16 protein-coding genes are annotated in these 17,563 nt (G+C 65.0%); 4 read left to right on the forward strand and 12 right to left on the reverse strand.

Features of this window, described 5'->3' with window-relative positions:
- Positions 1-6 precede the first annotated feature (6 nt).
- Both NRS07_RS00960 and NRS07_RS00965 read right to left on the reverse strand, forming a co-directional pair.
- Positions 7-345: a DUF6152 family protein gene (locus NRS07_RS00960; protein ID WP_259210333.1), complete on the reverse strand. Its 339-nt coding sequence runs from the start codon at positions 343-345 to the stop codon at positions 7-9.
- Between the two features lie 60 nt (positions 346-405).
- Positions 406-954 carry a histidine phosphatase family protein gene (locus tag NRS07_RS00965; RefSeq protein WP_259210334.1) on the reverse strand — a complete coding sequence of 183 codons (549 nt, stop codon included), beginning with the start codon at positions 952-954 and terminating at the stop codon, positions 406-408.
- Between the two features lie 106 nt (positions 955-1,060).
- Between NRS07_RS00965 and NRS07_RS00970 the strand changes: the two genes are divergently transcribed.
- Positions 1,061-1,630 carry a GNAT family N-acetyltransferase gene (locus NRS07_RS00970; RefSeq protein WP_259210342.1) on the forward strand — a complete coding sequence of 190 codons (570 nt, stop codon included), beginning with the start codon at positions 1,061-1,063 and terminating at the stop codon, positions 1,628-1,630.
- Between the two features lie 22 nt (positions 1,631-1,652).
- Positions 1,653-1,805: a hypothetical protein gene (locus tag NRS07_RS00975; protein ID WP_259210343.1), complete on the forward strand. Its 153-nt coding sequence runs from the start codon at positions 1,653-1,655 to the stop codon at positions 1,803-1,805.
- A gap of 37 nt (positions 1,806-1,842) precedes the next feature.
- Here the strand turns inward: NRS07_RS00975 and NRS07_RS00980 are convergent, their stop codons facing one another.
- The 3 genes from NRS07_RS00980 to NRS07_RS00990 all read right to left on the reverse strand — a co-directional run bounded on the left by NRS07_RS00980 (position 1,843) and on the right by NRS07_RS00990 (position 6,349).
- The gene (locus NRS07_RS00980) at positions 1,843-2,859 is read right to left on the reverse strand and encodes a zinc-binding alcohol dehydrogenase family protein (RefSeq protein ID WP_259210344.1); all 1,017 of its coding nucleotides are present in this window, start codon (positions 2,857-2,859) and stop codon (positions 1,843-1,845) included.
- 72 nt (positions 2,860-2,931) lie between these two features.
- Positions 2,932-3,993, reverse strand: coding sequence for a nitronate monooxygenase family protein (locus tag NRS07_RS00985; RefSeq protein ID WP_259210346.1), 1,062 nt, complete (start codon positions 3,991-3,993; stop codon positions 2,932-2,934).
- Positions 3,994-4,096: 103 nt separating this feature from the next.
- A complete protein-coding gene (locus NRS07_RS00990; protein WP_373889878.1) occupies positions 4,097-6,349 on the reverse strand; it encodes a PhoX family phosphatase in 2,253 nt (750 codons plus the stop codon).
- A 260-nt stretch (positions 6,350-6,609) separates the two neighbouring features.
- Between NRS07_RS00990 and NRS07_RS00995 the strand changes: the two genes are divergently transcribed.
- A complete protein-coding gene (locus NRS07_RS00995) occupies positions 6,610-7,014 on the forward strand; it encodes a DUF2750 domain-containing protein (RefSeq protein ID WP_373889848.1) in 405 nt (134 codons plus the stop codon).
- Between the two features lie 6 nt (positions 7,015-7,020).
- On the opposite strand, the gene tssG is transcribed toward NRS07_RS00995, so the two are convergent.
- The 3 genes from tssG to tssE are packed head-to-tail and all read right to left on the reverse strand — an operon-like array spanning position 7,021 to position 10,403.
- Positions 7,021-8,100: a type VI secretion system baseplate subunit TssG gene (tssG, locus tag NRS07_RS01000; RefSeq protein WP_259210350.1), complete on the reverse strand. Its 1,080-nt coding sequence runs from the start codon at positions 8,098-8,100 to the stop codon at positions 7,021-7,023.
- On the reverse strand, positions 8,064-9,902 hold the full coding sequence (gene tssF, locus NRS07_RS01005) for a type VI secretion system baseplate subunit TssF (RefSeq protein WP_259210352.1): 1,839 nt from the start codon (positions 9,900-9,902) through the stop codon (positions 8,064-8,066). Before tssF ends, tssG begins: the two co-directional genes overlap by 37 nt.
- Positions 9,903-9,905: 3 nt before the next feature.
- Complete coding sequence (gene tssE / locus NRS07_RS01010) at positions 9,906-10,403, reverse strand: type VI secretion system baseplate subunit TssE (protein WP_259210354.1); 498 nt, start codon at positions 10,401-10,403, stop codon at positions 9,906-9,908.
- A gap of 172 nt (positions 10,404-10,575) precedes the next feature.
- Here tssE and tssK point away from each other — a divergent pair, with 172 nt between their 5' ends.
- Positions 10,576-11,916: a type VI secretion system baseplate subunit TssK gene (gene tssK / locus NRS07_RS01015; protein ID WP_259210355.1), complete on the forward strand. Its 1,341-nt coding sequence runs from the start codon at positions 10,576-10,578 to the stop codon at positions 11,914-11,916.
- 99 nt (positions 11,917-12,015) lie between these two features.
- Here the strand turns inward: tssK and NRS07_RS01020 are convergent, their stop codons facing one another.
- The 4 genes from NRS07_RS01020 to NRS07_RS01035 all read right to left on the reverse strand — a co-directional run bounded on the left by NRS07_RS01020 (position 12,016) and on the right by NRS07_RS01035 (position 17,307).
- Positions 12,016-13,323: a hypothetical protein gene (locus NRS07_RS01020; RefSeq protein WP_259210356.1), complete on the reverse strand. Its 1,308-nt coding sequence runs from the start codon at positions 13,321-13,323 to the stop codon at positions 12,016-12,018.
- A 4-nt stretch (positions 13,324-13,327) separates the two neighbouring features.
- The gene (locus NRS07_RS01025; RefSeq protein ID WP_259210357.1) at positions 13,328-14,419 is read right to left on the reverse strand and encodes an NAD/NADP octopine/nopaline dehydrogenase family protein; all 1,092 of its coding nucleotides are present in this window, start codon (positions 14,417-14,419) and stop codon (positions 13,328-13,330) included.
- Positions 14,420-14,521: 102 nt separating this feature from the next.
- Positions 14,522-15,757: a sensor histidine kinase KdpD gene (locus NRS07_RS01030; RefSeq protein WP_259210359.1), complete on the reverse strand. Its 1,236-nt coding sequence runs from the start codon at positions 15,755-15,757 to the stop codon at positions 14,522-14,524.
- A complete protein-coding gene (locus NRS07_RS01035) occupies positions 15,754-17,307 on the reverse strand; it encodes an ATPase domain-containing protein (protein WP_259210361.1) in 1,554 nt (517 codons plus the stop codon). The genes NRS07_RS01030 and NRS07_RS01035 overlap by 4 nt, the downstream gene beginning before the upstream one ends.
- Between the last annotated feature and the right edge of the window lie 256 nt (positions 17,308-17,563).

Genomic DNA, 17,563 nt, shown 5'->3' on the forward strand with positions numbered 1-17,563 from the left:
GCGCGGTCAGCGCAGCTCCGTGGTGGCGTCCTTGATCGTGATGCGTTCGGCGCGCAGCTCATCGGCCTTGCTGCGGTGGGCATAGCCCACTACCGTGGCCTGGGTGCCGACCGCCAGGTTAGATTTGGGCAAGCCGCGGTTTTCCATGCGGCTTGGCGGCGCCAGCACGACCAGCCAGGTCTTTTCCGGCGTCTTGAGGCGGACGTAGCCGTGCGGTTGCATGTAGCCGGATTCGGCGATGGTACCGGCCAGCGTCAGCGGCTTGTCGGCGTTGTATTCGCTCCAGCCGTGGTGGGCGGAGGCGGTGGTGGCCACCAATGTGGCCAGCAGGGACCAGCGTTTCATGGGCACACTCCAGTGATGGAACGGACAGCCGATTCTACGCCGGGGTGGACCGTGGCGGCGTCAGTTTTCAGCGACAGGGGCGCGCAGGCGACCGACGACGTGCAGCTTTCCCTGGCCGGCGCGGGCCACCACGATCTCGCCCTGCGCCACCGATACGCCCGCCAGCGCGCGGATGTTGACGTCATGCGTGACCAGCACCAGGTTGCCCTGGCCGGTGTAGGCACCGACCTGGGCCAGGGTTTCCCGCAGCTTGGCGCGGGCGGCGGCCTCGCCGTCGGTGAACATGGAATCGAGCATCGGGGCGGGTTCCACCCGGCCGAAGGCAAGTTGGGCGGTGTCGAGGCAGCGGCACCAGCGGCTCGACCACACCGGCCCGAGCGCAATGCCGCGCTGGCGCCAGGCCGCGCCGATCGCGCGCGCATCGGCCTTGCCCGCTGCCGACAGGTTGCGCTGGGTGCTGCAGGCGGCGAGCCGGAAACCGGGCGGATCGCCAATGCCCGGAATGGTGGCGGCATGCCGGATCAGCAGAACATGGCCGCCAGCCTGCAGGCGCTGCCACAGGTCCTCATCGCCTTTGGCCGCGGCATGACCACTGCATGTGAGTGCCATCGTAAGCGCGGCAATGGCTGCCAGAAAGCGTCGTCGAAGCATGGGTTGGGCCAGGTAGAAGGGGCTGCGGGTTGGGCTGCGGCGATTATCCTGCCAGCCGCCGCCGATGAGCGCACGGCTGCCGGATCGGCTAAGCTGGGCGCTCTTGCACCGTGATCCAACCGCCATGCCGAACCAGCGCCCGGCCACCCAGGCCGACCTTGACACTATGTGGGCACTGCGCACGCGCGCCGTGCGTGCGTCGTGCGCGTCGCATTATCCGGCCGCCGTCATCGACACCTGGTGCGCCAGTCCGGCGCCGGACTCGCTCCTGGGGTTGGTGAACGCGGGTGGTGCGCTGGTGGCGCAAGAAGACAGCTGCATGCTCGGCTACGCCATCCTGGACCTGGACAGCGGCGAGGTCGATGCGGTGTTTGTCGACCCCGGCTGGCAGGGAAGCGGCATTGCCCTGCGGCTGCTGACGGCGCTCGAAGCGATGGCGATCGAACGCGGCATCGAGCGGCTGTTCCTGTCAGCCTCGCTCAATGCGGTGCCGTTCTACCAGCGCGCCGGTTTCAGCGCGCTGCGCGAAGAAATCTACCCGCACCGCAGTGGAGTCGAGTTGCGCTCGGTGTTCATGGAAAAGCGGCTTCCATGCGGCCCACATGGACCGGAGCAGGGCGGCTCGGAAGACTAGGCTAGATACTTCCGGAGACACCATGCACGACAAGTATTTACCTGCCTTGCTGCTGGCGGCCTGCCTGGACGTGTCCAGTCCCGCGCTGGCCGAGCTGGTCGACCGTATCAACACGCAGCGCGTGAAGGCCTTGGCCAGGGCGGCCAGGCGCCAGCTCGAACGACCGTCAACCTGAGCGCTTGCGGCAGGGCGCGGCTGCCGCAAGCGCTGTGTCAGAAATGTTCGAGCACGATCTTGCCGACTGCGCGGCCGCTCTCGATGTGCGCGTGCGCGCGGCGCAGGTTGTCGGCAGAGATACGGCCGTAGTGCTGGCCCAGGGTGGTGCGCAGGCTGCCGTCGTCGACCATCTGCGCCACGCGGTTCAGGAGCGCGTGCTGCTGGATCATGTCGGCAGTGCCGAACATCGAGCGCGTGAACATCAGTTCCCAGTGCAGCGAGATCGACTTGCGCTTGAGCGGCACGGCATCGAGCGTGGCCGGATCGTCGATCAGCGCCAGTTGCCCCTGCGGCGCCAGGACGTCGACGATGGCCGCGTAGTGCTGGTCGGTGTGGGTGAGGCTGATGACGATGTCCACCGCCGGGATATGCAGCAGCTCGAGCTGCTCGCGCAGCGGCTGGGTGTGGTCGATCACGTGATGGGCGCCGGCCGTGCGCACCCAGTCGCGGGTCTGCTCGCGCGACGCGGTGCCGATCACGTTCAAACCGGTGAGCTTGCGGGCCAGCTGGACCAAAATCGAACCGACACCGCCGGCCGCGCCAATGACCAGCAGCGACTTGCCGGCGCCGCCGCCCTCCTGGATTTTCAGGCGGTCGAACAGCAGCTCCCATGCGGTAATCGAGGTCAGCGGCAGGGCGGCTGCCTGGGCGAAGTCGAGCGTGGTTGGCTTGCGGCCCACGATGCGTTCGTCCACCAGCTGGAACTCGCTGTTCGAGCCCGGGCGCAGCAGCGAGCCGGCATAGAACACCTCGTCGCCTGGCGCGAACAGCGTCACCCCGGAGCCCACCGCGCGCACGATGCCGCTCGCGTCCCAGCCCAGCACACGCGGCTCGCTCGGATCGGCAAGCGGCACGCCCAGGCGGATCTTGGTGTCCACCGGATTGACCGACACCGCCCGCACTTCCACCAGCAGGTCGTGGGCGCCGGGCAGCGGCATCGGCAAATCGATTTCCTGCAGGGCGGCGGGGTCGCTGATGGGCAGGCCATGCTGTATATACGCTATCGCTTTCATGGTGATTCTCCGTTAGGTGTTGTTGCGCAGTATTAAGGCCGTCGCACGCTTCGAGCGGGCAACGGCGCCTGGCTAGGCAGTTTGCTTCATTTCCTCGACCAGAACCGCGACCAGTTCACGCGCTGGCAGGCTGCGCGCCTGCGCGAAGCCGGTCCCGCCCCAGTTGACGGAATAATCCTGGCAGCCCTGGCTGGAAGCCGCGGCATGCAGCGCCTTGGCGGCGTCGTAGGCAATCGGGTAGTCTGGCAGGGGTGGATGGCCGGGCGCACCGGCATCGAGGAACAGGCGGTTGACGATGCCGCGCGCGGGGCGCCCGGAAATGACGGACGTAAGCTCGGTGTGCAGCGCGGCGCCCTGTGCAATCAGGGCGCGGTGGTGCGGCGGCGCCGACGATTCCGGGCAGGCAATGAAGGCGCTGCCCATCTGCACCGCGCTGGCACCGTGCTCGAGCGCGCGGCGGATGGCCTGGCCGTCCATGATGCCGCCAGCGGCCACCAACGGCAGCTTCACTTTGCCAGAGAGCTGCCGCAGCAGCGCGAAGGTGGGCAGCGCCGCATCCGGCGCGCAAGGATCGAACATGCCGCGGTGGCCGCCGGCCTCGATGCCCTGGGCGACGATCACGTCGATGCCGGCCGCCTCGCTCTGCAGCGCTTCCTGCAGCGAAGTCGCGGTGGTGAACAGCACGATCCCGGCTGCCTTCAGCGCATCGATATGTACCTGCGCCGGCAGGCCGAAATGAAAGCTGACCACGGCGGGACGCTCGCTCAGCAGCAGTTCGAACATGGCGTCGTCGGCCAGGAAGCTGCGGTAGATCTCGCTCAAGGCGGCCGGCGGCTCGGCGCCGAAGCGGGCGAAATGCGGGCGCAGCCAGTCCAGCCAGGCCGCTTCGCGCGCCGGGTCGCTGCAGGCCGGCGCATGGGTGAACACATTGACGTTGAACGGCCGGCCGGTGTGTTGGCGCACGGCGGCAATGGCCGCCCGCGCCTGCTGCGGCGTGCTGGTTCCCACCGCGATCGAGCCGAGAGCGCCCGCTTCCGAGACTGCGGCCGCCAGGGCCGGGGTCGAGACGCCCGCCATCGGGGCCTGGATGATGGGGTGGAGGATGTTCAGCATTGCCAGCAGGTTGGGGCGCATGATTAGATTCCGGCAAGGAAGGTAAAAAAACGAGTATAACCAGGCTCCGCCAACGCCGTGCGCTACGCAGGTCGCGGGTGGACGGAAAACTGCGACGCACCAATCAGGTTCCGATACGGCCCCCGTCGTTTTTGGTAATGACGATGGTTGCCGAGCGTGGGCGCTTGCCGGCGCCATAGCCGGCATTCGACGGCCACTGGCTGGTGTATTTATTCGGATCGCCGATGTGGGCGGCGGACGTATTCTCGCCCGGGTGCTGGATATTGACGAACAACGCCTTGCCATCCGGAGTTTCGGCGATACCGGTAATTTCCGAGTTGACCGGGCCGACCAGGAAGCGTTTGAGCGTATCGGGCGTAGCGGCCAGGCCGAGATAGGTGTCCACATTCAGGGTGGTTCCGTCAGCGCGCGGATGGCTCAAGGTGATTTTTTTGCCGTCGCCAACCTGGCCCGGTACGCCGGCCAGCATCATGCAGTTGGTAACATCGGTATAGGCGCCATCGTCGGTCTGGAACCAGCAGATGCCGGTAGCGGCGCTGAAGGCTAGGCCGTCCGGGCTGGAGAAATCCTGGTCAGCCGAGAGGCCCGACAGATTGACCGTCGCGGCGGCGGCAGCTTCGGCGCCAAACAGATAGACGTCCCAACGAAAGCTGGTGGCTGCCGAACCGGCAGCGCCTTCGCGCACGCGGATGATGTGGCCGTTGGGATTGCCGATTTGCGCAGTGGTGCCCTTCATGTCGGTATACACCCGCGGGTTGGCCGCATCCGGCGCGGCCTGGCTTGCACCGCTCGGTTCGACGCGGCGGTTGCTGTTGTTGGTCAGCGTGAAATAAATCTCGCCGTTGACCGGGTTCACCGCGCACCATTCCGGACGGTCCATTCTGGTGGCACCCACGGCGTCGCCGGCCAGCCTGGCGTTGACCAGCACGTCGGCCTGGTCTGCGAACGGGTAGACGGCAAAGTTGGCGATGGAGGGGTTGGCGATCGACAGCTCGATCCACTGTCCGGTACCATCGGCCAGGAACCGGGCCACGTACAGCTTGCCGCTGTCGAGGTATTTGTCGCCGGTGGCGATACGGTCCGGAGCAGTCGCATCGGCGGCGACCCAGGGCGCGTTCGATACATACTTGAAGATGTATTCGTTGCGCGAATCATCGCCCATGTACACGGCCAGCGGCTGGCCAGCGAGCACTTTTCCGAAGGCCGCGCTCTCGTGCGCATAGCGGCCCAGCGCGGTGCGCTTCTTGATGGCGCGGGTCTTGTCGTAAGGGTCCATCTCGACGATATATCCCATGCCGTTCATCTCGTGGCGATAGTCATCGCTGCCGTCTGCCGACGCGCCCTTCTTGTCCAGGTTCCAGCGTGCATACTTGTCGTCCACGCCGCCGCTCTCCCAGCCGTGGCGCGACGCTGCGCCGGCGGCGCGCCCATAGCGCTTGAGCGAGACCACGCTCTTGTCGGCGCGCGCGGCATCGTCGCTCGCGCCGCGGGTGAAATAGCCCGACCAGTTCTCTTCGCCCGACAGGTAGGTATTCCACGGCGTCCGGCCGGTGCCACAGTTGTTCAGGGTGCCGCGGATAGTCGTGCCCTTGGTCGAATACTTGGTCACCACCAGCGCATTGCCGCGCACTGGCCCCGCGATCTCGATCTCGGTCTGCTGGTGCACGCGGCGGTTGGAAGGCGAATCCTGCAGGGTTTTCCATTCAGACCCGCTGCGGCGCACTTCGACTACCGACAGGCCATGCAGCGCCATCTCCTTGTCCACCTCGGATGCTGGACGCGGCAGGCTCATGGTGCCGCCATTCGGATGCAAAAAAAAGGCGGACAATTTCTCGTCGATGGTGGCTTCATGGTTCATTGCCAGCAGGCCGCGGTCATTGACGCTGGTGGAGGCGGTGCCAAGCCCGGACAGGGGGAAGAACTCCATGCCGTCGTGCTGGTCGCCGGCCCGATTTTCGTGATCGAGATCGGTGCCGTCGTTCTTGAACGCCGGGGTGGACGCGGTCAGCGGATCGCCCATTGCATACAGGACGCTGGCCGTGTAGCCGGCCGGAACCACGACCGCGTCGATCAGACTCTTGGATACCGCGGTAAAGCCGAGCAGCTTGTCGCCCGGGAGCGTGCCCACCACCGGCGGGGTCCCGGTGACCGGGACATCGTCGCCGGAACCGCCGCAGCCGCCCAATCCCAGGGCGCCGAGCATTGCGGTCGCGGCCGAAGCGGCGCCGCCACGAAGCAGGCTGCGCCGGCTAAGGCGCGCATCCAGCACGCTGCTAAAATGTTGATTCGACGAAAGATTGGTGTCGATATCGTCATGCTCGCGCGCAGCGCGGATGTGGTCGGGCAGCTTGTTCACGGTGATCCTGTCGAGAGTAGCGGAAGTCCACGCATGGTAGAGAGCGAAAATGACCACATTGTGACGATTCGATAACAGTTCCATGACACGCCAGGTCGATCCGGCTCAGCGCCGGCAGCGAACGCTAGCAATCACACGTGGTCGATGTGCATGCGGCACGGCACGCACTGCCCGCGCCGCCGCAGCGCGAACTGGCGTATTCTGATGCCGACGGCATGTACCTATTGCCATGGCCCCAGTGACGCATTACGGTGGATATCTTGAGCGAGCAAGCACTTTCAGCAATCAAGCTCGACGCGCAACGACTGGCCGATGTGGTCACCCTGAGCGCGCCCCAGCGCTATGCGCATTTCTTGCGCCAGGTGGCCGAGACCGGCGAAGTGTGGGGACTGTACCGCGACGGCTGGGCGCTGGCCAAGACCGATGACGGCAGCCTGGTGTTCGCCATGTGGCCGGCGAGCCAGTTCGCCGACCTGTGCGCGGAGTTCGAATGGGATGGCTATGAGCCGCTATCGTTCCCGCTCGACGACCTGGTGCAGGACTTGCTGCCGCAACTCGAAGAAGACGGCGTGTTGCCCGGCATCTTCTATACCCCGGGCGAGCGCGGCCTGACGCCGACAATTTATATGCTGCGCGTCGACCTGGAACGCGCATTGCGCCCTTAGCAAGCTCTACAGGGCGTGCAGTTCGTAGCGCACGTCGCGCCGGTCTTGGGTCTGCAGGTCTTGCACCAGATAGGCGTCCCAGCCGAGCCGGCCTTCATCGCCGGCCAGCCGGACGTTGCGCACGCCCGCCGCCAGCAGTACCAGCTCCACTTCGTATTCGAGACAGACGCCGGTGAACATCGACAGCAGGCTTTTCAAGGCCCGTGCGGCTTGTCCACCCGGCAAAAATTGGTTGAATCCTGCGCGGTCGAGCGGCCCCACTACCAGCCGCAGCCGCAGGTCGCGCTGCCAGACGCGCGCGCCGGCAATGGTCCCGACCCCAAGCACCGCATGGTCGCTGCCCAGGATAGTCTGCTGGCCGGGCGGCACATCGTACCAGCAGCCGACGAATTGCTCGGCCACCACCTGCTGGCCAAAGTATTCCGACAGCACCCGCGCCAACTGGACGCTCGAGGCGGGACGGTGCCGGATCGAGGCTGCGAAATACCCGATCGATTCGTCCAGCACCGCGCCGTCTTCGCTATTTGCCAGGCGCCGCCGCAGCGCCGGGTCGCCCAGTCCGGCCAGGCTGAGCAGCAGCGGCAGGAAACGGTCCTGGCCATCGAGCTGGTATTGCAGCGCCAGCCGGTACTTGCGCCAGGCTTCGTAGAACAGCGCCAGCGAGCGATTGGAGAAGGTATCGAGGAAGGCGCGCGCGCCTTCGTCTTTTTCTTGCCACTGGTGTTCGGCGATGCGCTCGGTGTAATGCAGCGGCAGCACGCCCTGCCCACCGAGCAGTCCCATGAACGATGGCGTCAGGCGAATGTATTTCAGGCTGCCGTCTTTCAAGGCCGCACCAAGTGCCGCAGCCGTGGCCTCGATCTGGCGCGGCTCGGGGTGGATCGCCTCAACCTGGCTGGCCGGAAAGCCGAGCGAGAGCGAATTCTGGAAACGCAGGAAAGTGGCCACCCATTGCTTGCGCGGCAAGCCGCGCCGGCGCGCCCACAATTCGAGCATGCGCACCGCCTGGAAATACTCGAAGCGGTAGGGCTCGTGGAACAGGCGGTCGATTACAGCAGGCTCAAATCGCCGCTGCGGGGCTGGCATGTCAATAATGCTTCTCCGGTTTTGTTCGACACGATTACCAGCTGGGTGAAGCTGTTGGCATGCACATAAAGGGCGAGGAAGCGCTCGACAATCTGGGCGAACGCGTGGATGCCGCTGCCCACGAAGGCTTCCTCGTCGATGCTCAGGCGTACTTCGACCCCGCGCACCAGGCAGGTGAATGGATTGCCAGCGAGCCAGGTGGTCGCCGGGCGCTGGGAAATCGCCTTGATGCCGCCGATCTGGCGCTGCGAAGAGGGCGAGCGCGGCAGATCGTACAGCGCCAGCATTTCGCGAAAGGCCTCGACCCCGCCGTCGGCCAGCGACAGATGGTTCAGGGCCAGGTGCGAGATCAGGCGCCAGTGCGCACCGCGCCCGCTGGCAAAGCGGTACGAGGCCGTCGGTTTGCGCAGCAGGGCGATCGAGCGCTCGCCGGAGCCGCCTTCGAAAAACAGATCGCCGCCGGCCTGGCCATAGCTCAAGGTCGCTGGCAGGTCGCGGTTGGTGCAGGTCAGTTCGATATTGAGCGTGTCGGTTTCGACCTCGGCCGGGTCGAAATCGATGTCGACGATCGACACCTGGGTCTCGAAGCCGGGACTGTGCTCGGCCAGCGATTCGTCGCGCCGCACGGCGTAATAATGGCCCGCGTCTTCCGGCGTCTGCGCGTGGCGCAGCGAATAGAAGGGACGAAACTGCACCAGCGTCTCGCCCTGCGGCGTCTGGCGTACCAGGCTGAGCGACTCGATTGCATATACCTCGTAGGCAAAGGGGCGGCGTGCATCGGCCACTACCGGATAGCTGGTGCTGGTATGCGTCACCCTGATCGGCTCGCCGCACTGGCGGAACAGGTTGATCACCGGTGTGCAGCCCAGCAAGACATTGTTGGTGGACAGGGTGCCGAGCATGCGCGCCGTATTCGAGTCCGACCGCAGGCCTGACAGTGCCAGGTGCAGCGTGAGCGTGCGCGTCCCCGGCGGCGCGGCCGCGGCCAGCGCCGCCAGGTCGATGTCGAAGAAGTTGAATTTTTCGGGAAAGCAGAAGTATTCGGTGAGCAGCCGGTAGGCGGCATGCGAGCGCGCCGGGAAATCGATCAGCGCTTCGTCCTCGCCGAAACCGCTGGGGCGCACCGGCACCGGCAGCGCCGTCCAGCGTGCGCTGGTCCCGGCTTCGACGTAGGCGCTGACCGTGCGCATGAACAGCGCGTCGCGCAAGGCGGCGCAGAACGACGGTTCGCCATCGATGAAGACCCGCAGGCTGGGCAGCGCCAACCCGGCCAGCGAACCCTGTGCGGCGGTGCAGGCCAGGGCCAGGCTGATGCAGGACGACGCCGTCCCCGGCAAGCGTACGGCCTCGGGCGCATCGATGACGGCGGAGAAGCTGGCGTCAGTGAGCGCGACCGGCGCCACGACGACCGGGTAGACGGTGCGGAAGATGCAGGCGGCGCCGCGTACCGGCCGCGTGGTGAACTGGGTGCCGCGCGCGATCATGCCGGCGTCGCCCAGCTTTGCCGCGCTACTGATATCGAAGCGCGCGATCGAACACGAGGGGAAGGGGCGCAGGTAATGCGGATACAGTACCTCGAACAATGCTTCGGTGAATTCTGGATAGTCGTCGTCGAGGCGCCGCGCGATGCGCGCATTGAGCAGCGCGAACGATTCGATCATGCGCTCGGTGTGCGGGTCTTCGCAGACCTCGCCGCTCATCAAGAGGCGCCCCGCAATGCGCGGATAGCGCTCGGCGAATTCGCGCAGGTTGCGGCGCAGGAAAGTCAGCTCGCTTTCATAATAGGGCAGCAGCTGTTCCATGGTTCAAGCTCCGACCGGGGCCAAGCGCGCGGCCTTGCCGGCCTTGCTGATACTGTATTGCAGTGTCGACGGCGTCAACACCGCGTCGAAGTTGACCGGTTCCTGCGACACGCTTGCCACCAGCACGGCCGTGATCGAGAAATCCAGGCGATTGACCGAATCGTTGCGCAGTTCCAGCAGCGCACGTACCTCGCGCAGGCGCGGTTCATGGCAACCAATGGCCTGTTCGATACTGGCGCAGATCGCCGCGCGATCCGTCGGGCTGGACAGGCAAAGGTCGGCGAAATCGTTCAAGCCATAAGTCACCATCGAGCGGCCGCATTCCGGATACGCCTTGAGCGCACCGTCGGGGATGCTGGAACGGGTGTTGAGCAGCGACTCCAGGTCGCGCGCTACCGTATCTTTCAATTCCTCGATCGTGAGGCGCACCGCCGCCTGGCCCGGCCCCCGGTTCGGCACACCGAGCAGGCGGTCGAACAAGCCTGGTGTATATCCCTTCATGGGGCTCCCCCTTCATGTGTCTCAGTGGCAAATGACTGCAAAAACCAAACCCCATGCTGCCATGCCGTGCAGCACCAAGGTTTGATCAAGTTCACATGGGCAACCCTTTCAAGTTGTTATGGTTTCCGGAGAGTTATTCGATCAATCCAGACACATTGAAGGGAAGGCAGCGATGACCAGCAAGGTTCTCTGGGGCGAAGGCCTGCTATTGCGTCCGCAGCACTTTCAGCGGCAAGACCACTATCACGAACAATGTCTGCACAAGAGCATCAAGGCGGTGCATCCCTACGCCTGGGGTGTCGAGACCATACAGGTCGACCGCGAGGCCCTTGCCAACAACGTGCTGCGGCTGCTGGCGCTGTCGGCGCGCTTCCAGGACGGTGAACTGGTCGACGCGCCGGAGATCGACGCCCTGCCCGAAGCGGTGGACCTGAGCCTGCTGCCGCAGGCGCAGCAAACGCTCACCTATTACATCGCCCTGCCCGGGCTGAAACCGTTCAGCGGCAATTTCACGCCTCCCGGGCAAGCCAGCAACACGGCGCGCTACGTCCAGGCCAACGGCGAGACGCCCGACCTGTACACGCAAGCTGCGCCAGTGCAGCTGGCCACCCTGAACAAGTCGCTGCGGCTGGTGTCGGAAGAAGAGCCGCGCGATTCGTATGTTCATTTTCCACTGCTACGGCTGCGCCGCGCGGCAACCGGCGGCTTCGAGATCGACGATGGTTTCGTACCACCCTCGCTGTCGCTGGGCGCCGCGCCGGTCTTGTTCCAGGGCTTGCGCCGCCTGCTCGATGCGCTGCAGGCCAAGGTGGCCGCGCTGTACGGGCACCAGCGCGAACCGAGCCGCAACGTGGTCGAGTTCCGCTCCGGCGACATGGCCTCGTTCTGGCTGCTGCACACCGCCAGTTCCGCCTATGCCAGCCTGAGCCACCATTTCCATCATCCGGCGCTGCATCCTGAACGCCTGTACGAGGGCTTGCTCGACGTGGCGGGCGGCCTGATGACCTTTTCCAAGAGCTGGACCCTGGCCGATTTGCCGCCCTACCAGCACGGCGACCCGGGACCGGCCTTCGCCAAGCTGCACACGATCATTCGAGAATTACTCGATACCGTGATCTCGTCGAAGTATTTCGCGATCGCACTCAACGAAGTGCGGCCTTCGTATTACATCGGCATGCTCGACTCGGGCAAGATCGACGAAAAGACCACCTTCTATATTGCGGTATCGGCCTCGATTGCGGCGCTAGAACTGGTGGACGTGGTGCCGCTGCGCTTCAAGATCGGCGCGCCGGACGATGTCGAGAAATTCGTGCTGTCGGCGCTGCCCGGGGTGCGCCTGCAACACGCACCGCAACTGCCGGCGGCGGTCCCGGTGCGGCCCGAGACTTGCTATTTCAGCATGGAAGCGAAAGGCCCGATGTACGAGCGCATGCTCAAAGCGCAATCGATCTCGATCTATGTTCCAGCCGGCATGAAAGAGCTGCGCCTGGAACTGCTGGCCGTGGCCGCATGACCAATCTCCCGCCCCTGTCGACTCCTAACCGACCTGTGCCACGCGCAATGGCTTGCAGGCGCGCCGATGGCATTGCTGGGTCAGCGCTGCAGAAAACGCCTAAACGCCGAGCGAGCTGACCACCAGCTGGCGTTTACCGTTCGGCGCCAGCGGTATATCGTGTTCTTCTTGCAATGCAATGTCGAAGAAGCCGCCCCAGCGCCGTAGCTGGGCGTCGAGCACGAAGGCGCGCTGTGCCGGGGTCAGGCTGCCATGGCGCGCCACCACGGCCAGCGTGATGGCGCCGGCGCGAGCCTGCCGCACCTGGTACAGGCGCACAAAATCCCAGGTCAGCTCGTCGATGACGATGGCAAGGCCCGGAATGCGCTGGCCGGCCCGGTCGATCAAAAATTCATGGCCGCGGCCGTCGATCACGGCACAATGGCCATTCGTGCCGATGCGGCCGTAGTCGCCGGTGCGGTAACGGATCAAGGGCATGACCTCGTTCCACAGCGAGGTGCCGACGATTTCGGCGCGCTCGCCATCGAGGCGGTTTTCATTGAAGCCATAGAGCGGCTCAAACCGGTAAGCGCTGGTTCCCGCGTCGTCGACTTGCAGGAAAGCCAGGTTGGTACGTTCCGACAAACCATAGTTGAGCGACACCGGAGCGCGCAACACGCGGCGGATCGATCCGATCTGCGCCGCGGTGGCCGGCTCCGAGGCGAGCAACACCGCCTTGAACTGCACGCCGAGCTCGCCCGGCTCGAGCAGTTCGGCCAGCGCGGTCACGGAACTTGGATAACCATGCACATACTCGGGACGAAAGCGGCCGATGGCGTCGACGATCGCGGCCTTGTGCTGGTCGTGCACGTGATAGGGCGACAGCATCAAGCGGTTGCCAAGCACGCGCAGCGGTGCTTCGTGGGCCAGGCGGCGCGCGTCGGCGCCGATACGCAGGATGCGCGCCTTGTCGAAGGAAAAGCCGAACTTGCCCCATTCGTGGGTGAAAAAGGCTTTTTCGATATCGGCCAGGCGCTTGCTGCGCCACATGCCAATGCCTTGTCCGGATGAACCGCCACTGGTGGCATACGTCAGCCGGGACGGGTCGAGCCGGCTGTCGAGAAAGTCGCGCTGCTGCGCCATGACTTCTTCTTTGGACAAGTAGGGAAAGGCCGCCATGACCTGGTGCAGGGGTTCGTTCGCCGCTTGCGCCGCGCTGAGCCTGACCGTGCGGCGGTAGTACGGCACGTGTTGCAGCGCGTGTACCAGGATGTTGCGCAGACGCGCCCTGGACTGTGCGGCGATGGCGGCGCTGTCCTGTGCTAGCAAGGCGCGCACGCGGAAAAAATCGGGGTGGTACAGGACACGGCCGGGCAGATAAGGGCGCCAGGCATAGTAGTGATGCGACAGCAGGTCGTGCAGGGCCACGCGCTCACCCGTTCAGGAGGTGTGTGAATTCCTCGCGCGACACCTGCCCCAGGCCGAGGCTGGCCAGCGTGCGCGCCTCGGCGGCGAAGTCGCGCTCGAGCAGGCCGCTGGCGATCACGATCAGGGCGTCGGCGGTGGGGGTCGGCACCTGCATCAGGCGACCGATGGACGACAGCAGCGCCAGCCCCATCGGTACGTCTTCGGTAATGAAGCGCGTCTCGAGGGTGCTCGGTCCTTTTGGCCCGCCTTCGGCCGCGTAGCGGCGAAACACCGAGATCGACGGCTGCGACAGGTCTTCTTCGTTGCGGAACTTGCATTCGTCGAAATAAGGCGAGGGCTTGCCGCCGGTTGCGGCAATGACGGCGTTCTTTTCTGCATCGAGCCGGTTCAGCAGGCGCAGCACGGATGGCGTAAACGCTTCGCGGTACATCCAGAATTCGCCCTGCGCATATTCGATGCGGCTGGCCGACAACAGCGCGCCGATGGTGTGCACGATCAGGTTTGGATTGTGCATCGCGGACTCGACCACGTTGGTGCGGATCGCCACATAGGTAGGGAACAAGCTGGCAGCGCGTTCGAGCCCTTCGGCGGCACGCTCGCGCGGCAGGAAGGCCAGCGCGTTGCGCGTATTGCGAAACAGGACATTTACGACGCCGGGCGCGCTGATGCGGGCATCGTAGGGCAGGCTTTCGCCCTCGGCGAGCAGGAAACCGTGGCGCGCCTGGTAGGGCAAGAAATAGCATGACCCCATGTAGCCCGGCGCCAGCAGTACCAGTTGGTCTGCCCTGAGGTAGGGCCCGACCAGGGCGGCGACGCCGGGATGGCATTGGGTCTGGGTGGTGATGTAGACGACGTCTGGCGCCACGGCGAAGGCTTGCCCGGCATCGCGCGTGGCCAGCGCGATCGTCGCCGTGCTGCGCTGGCCGCCTTTCGGATTGCTGACGATGGTAATGCTGCCGGTGGCGCGCACCGTGTCGAAATTGGCGTCGTGCAGGGCGTGCGAGGTCTTGAGCAGGACCACGTGGTGTCCCTCTTGCGCGAGGATGGCGCCGAGCGCGCATCCGGCATTGCCGGCACCAACCATTAACACGTTCATGCGTCCTCCCATCAGCCAGAAGACACGATGCCTTTCTCCCCGGCGCCCGGATTGAACCGGATCAAACGGGTACGGATTTGCCGCGTACTGGCGACATGCGCCTCAGGCCGTGGCGGCCGGCAACCGGATGGTGAAGGTCGCGCCCTTGCCGCGACCGGCACTGCTGGCGCTGAGGCTGCCTTCGTGCAGCTCGACGATGCGGCGGGCAATGTACAGGCCCAGTCCGAGGCCGGTGGCATTGTCGTGCTGCTGCAGCCTGAACGCGCCGAACACGTGCGGCAGATCATCTGCTTCGATGCCCTGGCCGGAGTCGGCAATATCGATCTCGATCATGCCTTGCAGCTGGCGCAGATTGATGCGCACGACGCCGCCAGCCGGCGTGAACTTGACCGCGTTGAACAGCAGGTTCCAGAACACTTGTTGCAGGCGCCGGCCGTCGGCCTCGAAGCGCAGTTGGTCGCCGTAATCGACCGGCGTCACCTGCATCTGGATCTGTTTCGCATGCGCGTGGGTTTCCACCGTCGAAATGGCATCGCGCAAGACCTGGCCCAGCACGACCGGCGCACGGGTAATCGACATCTGCCCGGTCAGGGTGCGCGCCGCATCGATCAGGTCGTCGACCATGCCCGCTTCCTGGCGCACGTGCACGCGCATCGATTCGAGCCCGCTGACCGCTGCCGGCGGCAGGTCGGGCATCGTGCGCAGCAGCAGTTCGATGCGCATCGACAGCGCCGACAGCGGCGTCCGCATCTCGTGCGAAACAGTGGCCAGGAACAGTTCGCGCGTACGGTTTACGCGCGTCAGGTCATCGATGGTTTCACGTTGCCGATCGAGCGTACTCGACAGTGTGCCGAGCAGGGCGGTATAGGTTGCCATGCGCTGTTCCGATACCGGCGCATCGAGCCGCGCCTCGTTCCACAGCAAATGGCCTGGCAAGCCGATCTGCGTGGCAATGCGCTCGCAAGCCAGCGGCGAGCTGAAGTCGGAAAAGCGCCAGCCGAATACCAGCACGCCGTAGACTTCGCCGCGCAGCAGCAGTGGCTGCGCGCATACCCGCAAGACATCGCCAAACGGCGCCGACGCTGGTCTACCCTGCGCGCACACGGTGCGCACCAGGGCGCGCTCGTGCAGGGTACCGGCACCGTCCTCGGCCCACAGGCTGGAGCGCTCGGCCAGTAGCGCCGCCATGCGCGAGCCGGTCGCAGGTCCGAAGCGGCGCACCCCGGCCGTGTCGTAGGCGGCCGTGACCAGGCCGGTCGCTTCCGTAAACTGCCGCAGCGGTGTGGACCAGTCGTCCCAGTCGACCGGCGCCTTGTCGGGTAGATCGACCTTGATCACCGCGGGGTTTCGGTCGGCAGTTGCTCCGATTGGGGCAACGGAGCACCGCTGGCAAGGGCTTCTTCAACTGCCGGGCTTTGGCGTGACGGTGAGCGCGACAGCAAGCCGTAATAGGACGAGAACGGCAGTTGCGGCACGGCCTGGATATCGGTCGTGCTTTCGTCGACCAGCAGCAGGCCGCCCACGCCGATCGCGTATTCGCGCGTGACCTGCAGGTTGCGACTGCCGCGCACCTTGGGCACGGCAATGGCCCGTCTGAGTACGGTGGAAATTTCTACGTAGTTGAGCAGAATAATGTTGTCGACCAGGTGCGACCCCTTGAGTTCTTCGCTGATTTGCGACACCCCCAGGAGCTCCGGGCTTTCATAATTGAACAGGATCGTCGCCAGCCGGTTCTTGAAGTAGCTGGCCAGGGCGTACAGATAATCGGCGACCTCGCTGCGGCTGGTCATTTCGTAGACCGCGATCGAATCGAACACAACGCAGTCGATGTTTTCTTTCTCGACCAGCTTGACGATGCGGTCGAAGTGCACATCCAGGTCGAGTTCGAGCGGCGACTCGTAATGGATGAACAGGTCGCCCGTGTCGACCAGCGCCTGCAGATCGAAACCGAGCGACCTGGCGTTGCGCATCAGCTGGCGCGGATGCTCGTCCAGGCTCACCAGCAAGCCCTTGTGGCCATGTGCGATGGCGTTGGTCAGGAACTGGACGCTAAGCACGGTCTTGCCGGTGCCGGAAATGCCGCTCACCAGCGTCACCGAGCCCTTGTAGATGCCGCCGTCCATCATGTTGTCGATCGCGGCCGAGCCGGTCGACAAGCGCTCTTCCGAGGTCGGCTGGTCGGGCGAAGTCACCGGGCGCGACTGGGCGCGGCGGTACACATGCACGCCCACGCCCGGTTCAATACGCATGGTGTGGCTGCCGCCGATAAAATCCTGGCCGCGCGATTTCATCACGGTCAGGCGGCGCTGCACACGGCGCCGCGCTTCCTCGCGCGTGAGGGAAATGATGGTGTCGAACACGAACCGCTCATGCGCCAGCACCGCGCCCAGCGATTCGTCTTTCTCGGCGGTGACCATGGTGGTCACGCCCAGGCGCGTCAAGCCTTCGATCAGCAGGTGCACGTCTTCGCGGAAAGGCAGGTCGTTGACTTCGGCATACAGGCGCAGCGGCGTCAGGCCATCGATCAGCAGGCGCTTGGCGCCCATCGCAACGAGCGAGGCGGCGAACACGCCGTCGGCGCTGCGGAACTCGCTCAGCAACACAGCCGGGCTGGTCTGGATGATCTTGATCTTGCCCTGGTCGATCAGGCCCTGCAGGTCCCAGTTGAAACCGGCGGCGTCGCGCATCAGCTTGGCGGAATCGAGTTCGAACGACACGATGGCGCCCGGCTCGCCGTACTCGAGCGCGCCCTGATAGATAAAGCCCAGCCCGAGCGTGGTCTTGCCCGAGCCGGGTGGTCCCTCGACGATCAGGTTGTTATTCCGGGGCATGCCGCCAAGCAGTATCTCGTCGAGGCCGGGAATGCCGGTCTTTACCAATTCGTTCATACATTCAAGCTTATCGTGGGGGTGTTCAGCTTACCATGCGGGCACCAGACCATCGCCCACACCATGGAGGTGATGCCACGGTGACTTGACTCGCGCCATGTTGCAGTGCAATATGACAGGTTATGCCCCTGCCGCTTCCTTCATCCACCTTGACCTGCCCTGCACTGCAAAGCGCGCACCATGCACGTCTTGGGCATGCGAGCCTGGAAGCGCTCTCTTATCGCGGAGCCGGGCTGCCACGCGGTCATTTTTGCTC

Origin of the sequence: Massilia sp. H6, assembly GCF_024802625.1 — a bacterium.
GTDB lineage: Bacteria > Pseudomonadota > Gammaproteobacteria > Burkholderiales > Burkholderiaceae_D > Telluria.

Excerpts from the sequence above, each read along its gene's own strand:
- NRS07_RS00970 (WP_259210342.1), top strand. The coding sequence starts at position 1,061 with ATGAGCGCACGGCTGCCGGATCGGCTAAGCTGGGCGCTCTTGCACCGT.
- NRS07_RS01035 (WP_259210361.1), bottom strand. The coding sequence starts at position 17,307 with ATGAACGAATTGGTAAAGACCGGCATTCCCGGCCTCGACGAGATACTG.
- tssF (WP_259210352.1), bottom strand. The coding sequence starts at position 9,902 with ATGGAACAGCTGCTGCCCTATTATGAAAGCGAGCTGACTTTCCTGCGC.
- tssG (WP_259210350.1), bottom strand. The coding sequence starts at position 8,100 with ATGCCAGCCCCGCAGCGGCGATTTGAGCCTGCTGTAATCGACCGCCTG.
- NRS07_RS00965 (WP_259210334.1), bottom strand. The coding sequence starts at position 954 with ATGGCACTCACATGCAGTGGTCATGCCGCGGCCAAAGGCGATGAGGAC.
- NRS07_RS00960 (WP_259210333.1), bottom strand. The coding sequence starts at position 345 with ATGAAACGCTGGTCCCTGCTGGCCACATTGGTGGCCACCACCGCCTCC.
- NRS07_RS01025 (WP_259210357.1), bottom strand. The coding sequence starts at position 14,419 with ATGAACGTGTTAATGGTTGGTGCCGGCAATGCCGGATGCGCGCTCGGC.
- NRS07_RS00980 (WP_259210344.1), bottom strand. The coding sequence starts at position 2,859 with ATGAAAGCGATAGCGTATATACAGCATGGCCTGCCCATCAGCGACCCC.
- tssE (WP_259210354.1), bottom strand. The coding sequence starts at position 10,403 with ATGAAGGGATATACACCAGGCTTGTTCGACCGCCTGCTCGGTGTGCCG.
- NRS07_RS00975 (WP_259210343.1), top strand. The coding sequence starts at position 1,653 with ATGCACGACAAGTATTTACCTGCCTTGCTGCTGGCGGCCTGCCTGGAC.
- tssK (WP_259210355.1), top strand. The coding sequence starts at position 10,576 with ATGACCAGCAAGGTTCTCTGGGGCGAAGGCCTGCTATTGCGTCCGCAG.
- NRS07_RS00985 (WP_259210346.1), bottom strand. The coding sequence starts at position 3,993 with ATGCGCCCCAACCTGCTGGCAATGCTGAACATCCTCCACCCCATCATC.